Source organism: Bilophila sp. 4_1_30 (assembly GCF_000224655.1).
GTDB classification, from domain to species: Bacteria; Desulfobacterota; Desulfovibrionia; order Desulfovibrionales; family Desulfovibrionaceae; genus Bilophila; species Bilophila wadsworthia.
Window position 1 is genome coordinate 29103 of record NZ_JH114233.1, and the last position, 5351, is coordinate 34453.

General features: G+C 65.2%; 5 protein-coding genes. All 5 read left to right on the top strand.

Going from position 1 to position 5351, the window contains the following annotated elements; translation table 11 throughout:
• A partial coding sequence (locus HMPREF0178_RS12245; RefSeq protein WP_009368351.1) for a cobyric acid synthase occupies nucleotides 1–1577 on the top strand: 1577 nt, incomplete at its 5' end.
• Nucleotides 1574–2563, top strand: a complete 990-nt coding sequence (gene cbiB / locus HMPREF0178_RS12250; protein ID WP_009368352.1) for an adenosylcobinamide-phosphate synthase CbiB — start codon at nucleotides 1574–1576, stop codon at nucleotides 2561–2563. The genes HMPREF0178_RS12245 and cbiB, both read left to right, overlap by 4 nt.
• A gap of 25 nt (nucleotides 2564–2588) precedes the next feature.
• Nucleotides 2589–3620 (top strand): nicotinate-nucleotide--dimethylbenzimidazole phosphoribosyltransferase, encoded by a 1032-nt coding sequence (gene cobT / locus HMPREF0178_RS12255; RefSeq protein ID WP_009368353.1) that lies wholly within the window; start codon nucleotides 2589–2591, stop codon nucleotides 3618–3620.
• Complete coding sequence (gene cobS, locus HMPREF0178_RS12260; protein ID WP_009368354.1) at nucleotides 3617–4366, top strand: adenosylcobinamide-GDP ribazoletransferase; 750 nt, start codon at nucleotides 3617–3619, stop codon at nucleotides 4364–4366. Before cobT ends, cobS begins: the two co-directional genes overlap by 4 nt.
• A gap of 23 nt (nucleotides 4367–4389) precedes the next feature.
• Nucleotides 4390–5289: a cobamide remodeling phosphodiesterase CbiR gene (cbiR, locus tag HMPREF0178_RS12265; protein ID WP_039959046.1), complete on the top strand. Its 900-nt coding sequence runs from the start codon at nucleotides 4390–4392 to the stop codon at nucleotides 5287–5289.
• Nucleotides 5290–5351 lie beyond the last annotated feature (62 nt).

Consider the following 5351-nt stretch of genomic DNA (forward strand, 5'->3'; position numbering starts at 1 on the left):
TCTGGGGGAAGGGAGGAGAAAGCCCTTCTCCAGAAGGGTTTCTCCTCCCTTCCCCCGGCATATCCCGCCGCCCCCGCCATACCCCGGCCCTCATGCTGCAGGGCACCTCCTCCAACGCGGGCAAGAGCATCCTTGCGGCGGCCTACTGCCGCATCTTCCGGCAGGACGGCTACAGCGTCGCCCCCTTCAAAGCGCAGAACATGTCGCTGAACTCGGGGGTCACCGCGGCGGGCGACGAAATGGGCCGCGCCCAGATCGTGCAGGCGCAGGCCGCCCTCGTCGACCCGGACGCCCGCATGAACCCCATCCTGCTCAAGCCGCACTCCGATACAGGATCGCAGGTCGTCGTCCTTGGGCAACCCATCGGGCACATGGGCGTCCTCGACTACTTCAAGAAAAAAAAGGAATTATGGAAGACCGTCACCGAAGCCTACGACAGCCTCGCCGCCGACCATGACGTCATGGTGCTCGAAGGCGCGGGCAGCCCCGGCGAAATCAACCTCAAGGAGCACGATGTCGTCAACATGCGCATGGCCGAACATGCGCGGGCTTCCGTGCTGCTCGTCGGAGACATCGACCGGGGCGGGGTCTACGCCTCCTTCCTCGGAACGTGGATGACCTTCACCGACGCCGAACGCCGCCTGCTCACCGGCTATATCGTCAACCGGTTCCGGGGGGACGCCTCCCTGCTCGGCCCGGCCCACGAATACATGCTCAACCATACGGGAACTCCCGTGCTCGGCACCATTCCTTATATACGCGACCTCAACATTCCCGAAGAAGACATGGCGGGCTTCTCATGGGGACACACCGACTGCGGGGAAAAAAAGGCGGGGACACTGGACATCGCCGTGGTCATGCTGCGGCACGTATCCAATTACACCGACTTTGCGCCGCTCGCCGCCGAACCCGACGTCCGCCTGCGTCCGGTGCGCCGTGCGGAGGAATGGGGCGACCCCGATGTGGTGATGCTTCCGGGCTCGAAAAGCGTGGTCCCCGACCTCGACGACCTGCGCCGCAGCGGACTGGCGGACAATATCCTCGGGCACGCAGAACGCGGAAAATGGATCTTCGGCATCTGCGGCGGATTGCAGATTCTGGGCCGGGCCATCCTCGATCCCCACGGCATCGAGTCCGCCGCGCCGGAAGTGCCGGGGCTCGGGCTTATGGATCTGCGCTCGACCTTCGCCGCCGACAAGACGCTCGTGCGCGTGGCCCGCGCCGAAACCCCGCTCGACGTGCCGTCCGGCGGCTATGAAATCCACCACGGCCTCACCGATCACGGCCCTTCGGCCCTGCCGCTGTTCCTGCGGGCCGACCGCGCCTATCCTTCCGAAGCGGAGCGCATCTGCGGCTATGTCTCGGGGCGGCGCTGGGCGACCTACCTGCACGGCGTTTTCGATGACGACGCCTTCCGCCGCGCCTGGCTCGATCATGTGCGCGCCGACATCGGCCTTGCGCCGCAGGGCCGCCAACTGGCCACCTATGATCTGGAAAAGGCGCTGGACAGGCTCGCGGACATTGTGCGCGAACATTCCGATATGGAAACCATTTACCAAAGCATGGGATTGAAATGAACCTCGCCTTCCTCGCGCTGCTGCCCGCCGCGCTGCTGATCGACCGCCTTTTCGGGGAACTGCCTTCCCGCGTGCATCCCGTCTGCATGATGGGCGCGCTGGCCTCACGCATTGAAGCCCTGTTCCGGCGCGGTTCCAACAATGCTCTGATGTCCCTCTCCGGAACTCTCGCCTGTCTGCTTGTCGTCCTGCCCTGTGCCGCCCTCGCGGGCGGTCTGGCGTGGGCCGCGCAGGTTTACGCCGACCCCCGGGCGGCATGGTTCGTCTCGGCCATCATCATCTGGATCTGCGTCGCGCCCCGGAGCCTTGAGGAACACGCCCTGCGCGTCGCCGTCCCGCTTGCCAAGGGCGATCTCGAAGGCGCACGCAAGGCCGTTTCCATGATGGTGGGCCGCAATCCCGACCGCCTCGACGCCCACGGCGTGGCCCGCGCCTGTGTGGAAAGCGTGGGCGAAAACCTCACGGACGGGGTCCTGTCCACGCTGTTCTGGGCGGGCATCGGCCTTTTCTTCTTCGGGTATCCGGGAGCCGCGTGCCTTGCCGTGCTGCACCGCTCCGCCAACGTGCTTGATGCACTCTGGGGCAAGAAGAACAAAAAATACATCCGTTTCGGCACGTTCGCGGCTCGTCTCGACGACGCGCTGAACTTCGTCCCGGCCCGGCTGTCCCTGCCCTTCATCGCGTTCGCCTCCCGCATCATTCCGAACCTGCGGCATAGCGACATCCTGCCCGTGGGCTGGAAATACCGCGCGGCCCACGAAAGCCCCAATTCCGCATGGAGCGAGGCGGCCTTTGCCGGGGCCCTCGGCCTCAAGCTCGGAGGCCCCGCCGTGTACGGGGATCTGCGCGTCGATCATCCGTGGCTCGGCGGCGGAACCCCCGACGCCAAACCCGCGCACATCGTGCTGGCGGTACGGCTCATGTGGCATTCCGTCATCGTCTTCACACTGTTTGAAGTGTTTCTTATCGGTATGTTGAGCTTGTAAGGATAATGAGGGAGAAGAGGAACCCATGAACACACTGACGATTCCCGCATTTTCGGCTGAGGCGGCAGAAGCGGCGCAACGGCATCTGGACAATCTTGCCAAGGTTCCGAGGAGCCTCGGACGGCTCGAGGAGCTGGCGGTACGGCTCGCGGGGATTACCGGGAAAGAGTGCCCGGTGTTTCCCGAAAAATCCGTGGTGCTGTTCGCGGCGGATCACGACATAGCCCTTCAGGGCGTGAGCGCCACGGGGCAGGAAGTGACGGAAATGCAGGTGCGCAATTTCGTTAAGGGCGGCGGCACGATAAACGCCTTCTGCCGCAATGCCGGAGCGCGGCTTTCCGTCGTGGACGTGGGCGTGAAGAACGACCTCGACGATGTGGAGGGGCTTGTGCGCCGCAAGGTCATGCACGCGGCCCGCGACTTCAGCGAAGGCCCGGCCATGACCCGTGAAGAAGCGCTGGCCTGTGTGCAGGTGGGCATCGACATGGCCCGCGAAGAAGCTTCGCGGGGCGTGACCCTGCTTGCCGCCGGGGAAATGGGCATCGGCAACACTTCGCCCTCCTCGGCCATCGCCGCCGTGCTCACCGGCGCGTCGGTTGACGAGGTGACGGGCATCGGCTCCGGCATCCCTTCCGAGCGCGTCCGCCACAAGGCCGGCCTCATCCGGCGCGGCATTGCAATCAACCGCCCCGATCCGAATGATGCCGTCGACGTACTCGCCAAGGTCGGCGGACCGGAACTCGCGGCCATGAGCGGGCTCATGCTCGGCGGGGCATCGCTGCGCATTCCGGTCGTGGTGGACGGCTTCATCGCCGGGGCCGCAGCAGCCATCGCCATCGGCATCCGGCCCGGCGTGCGGGACATGCTCATCGGCTCGCATTCGTCCTTAGAGCCGGGGCACCAGATCCTCATGGATTACCTCGGCATCCCCACCTATTTTGACTTCGGGCTCAGGCTCGGAGAAGGAACGGGCGCAGCGCTGCTCTATCCGATCATCGACGCCGCCGTCCGCATCCTTACGGAAATGGACACCCTGCAAGGCATAGGCATGAAATGATGCTCCGCGCCGCCCTCGGCTTCTTCACCCGCCTGCCCATCGGTTCCGCGCCGCTTCCTCCCACGTTCCGGGGCGTCGCCGTCTGGTTGCCCGTGGTCGGACTCATCATCGGCGCGTTCGTGTCCCTCACGCTCGGCCTTGCGTCACAGGTCCTGCCCGCCTCCCTGTGCGGCGTCATCGGCTGCCTTGTCTGGGTCGCCGTGACGGGAGGGCTGCATCTTGACGGCGTGGCGGACTGCGGAGACGGGCTCATCGTTGAGGCTCCTCCGGCCCGGCGGCTGGAGATCATGAAGGATTCCCGGCTCGGGACGTTCGGCGGGGCCGCGCTGTTCTTCATCCTCGCGCTCAAGGCTGCGGCCCTCGGCGCGCTGGCGGGCACGTTTCAGGCGGATGGAAGCGGACCGGACGCGTTCGCTCCTCTCCTGCTGTCCTGCTGCCTTGCCGGGATGCTGGCGCGGTGCATGGTTTTCGCGGCGATGCGTGTTCCCTCGGCGCGTCCGGGCGGGCTTGGCGAAGCCCTGCACGAAGGCGTGACCTCGCGCCACGAGCTGATCGCCTTTGCGCTCGGACTCGGCGTATGCGCCGTCAACGGGATGCGCGGGCTCTATGCCCTCGCCATCGCCCTGCTCGCCGCATGGCTTCTGCTTTCCGCCGCAAGGAAACGGCTCGGCGGCGTCACCGGGGACGTATTCGGGTGCCTCGTCGAACTGACGGAATGTGTTGTCCTCATAGTCTGTTGCGTGTGAAACTAGGGGAGGAAAGCAACCTGATGCGGAAATACGCAATCCCGAATATGCGCCTCGGCGCGACCTCGTTCCTGCTGCACGAAACCTATGTGCCCGCCGTGCGGTTTGCGGCGGAACGGTGTGATGATGTGGCGCTTTTGCTGGTGGAACCGGGCGAGCGCAACGAATATCTCGCCACACCCGGCGAGATCGCCGAACTCGGCAGGATCATTGCCGGAGAGGGCGTGACCCTGCACGTGCATCTCCCCACGGACGCCGATTTCGATACGCGGGAAGGCGCACGGGCGATGATCGGGAAAATCCGCCGCGTCGCCGAACTCACCGGCCCGCTCGATCCGCACAGCTTTGTGCTACATGTGGATTTCCCCTCACTGCATGGGACAGGGGGGGAACCTTCCGCCGAGCAACAGGAGTGGACCGCCGAAGCCTTGCGGGAAATCGCGGCGTGTCTGCCCGCGCCGGAACGCCTCGCCGTGGAAAACCTTGAAACCTACGCCCCCTCGTTCTGGGATCGCTGGCTTGCGGGCACGCCATACTCCCGCTGCCTTGATGTGGGGCATATCTGGAAGGATAGCGGCGATCCCGCCCCTGTGCTTGCGGCGTGGCTCCCTCGGGTGCGCGTCATCCATCTGCACGGTCTGGAGCCACGCGGAAGCGAGGCGGACGCGGCAAAGCCGCAAGGCCAGCAGGGGGCTCCGGAAAAACAGGCGGAAAGGAACCTGGCCCGCCTGTTCGGGCCTCGTCCGCGTGACCACAAGTCACTCAGGCTCATGCCGCCGGAATTCGTGGATGATGTGATGCACCCCCTCTGGAAAACCGGGTTCTCCGGCGTGCTCAACCTTGAGGTCTTTTCCGTCGAGGATTTTACCGCTTCCCATGCCGTGCTCATGCAGTCGTGGGAGCGGTATGCGGCCTCTTCCTAAGGAAAATTGGGGGAGGGGGAGGAAGGGACTTTCTGGAGAAGGTCCCTTCCCTCCCCCTCCCC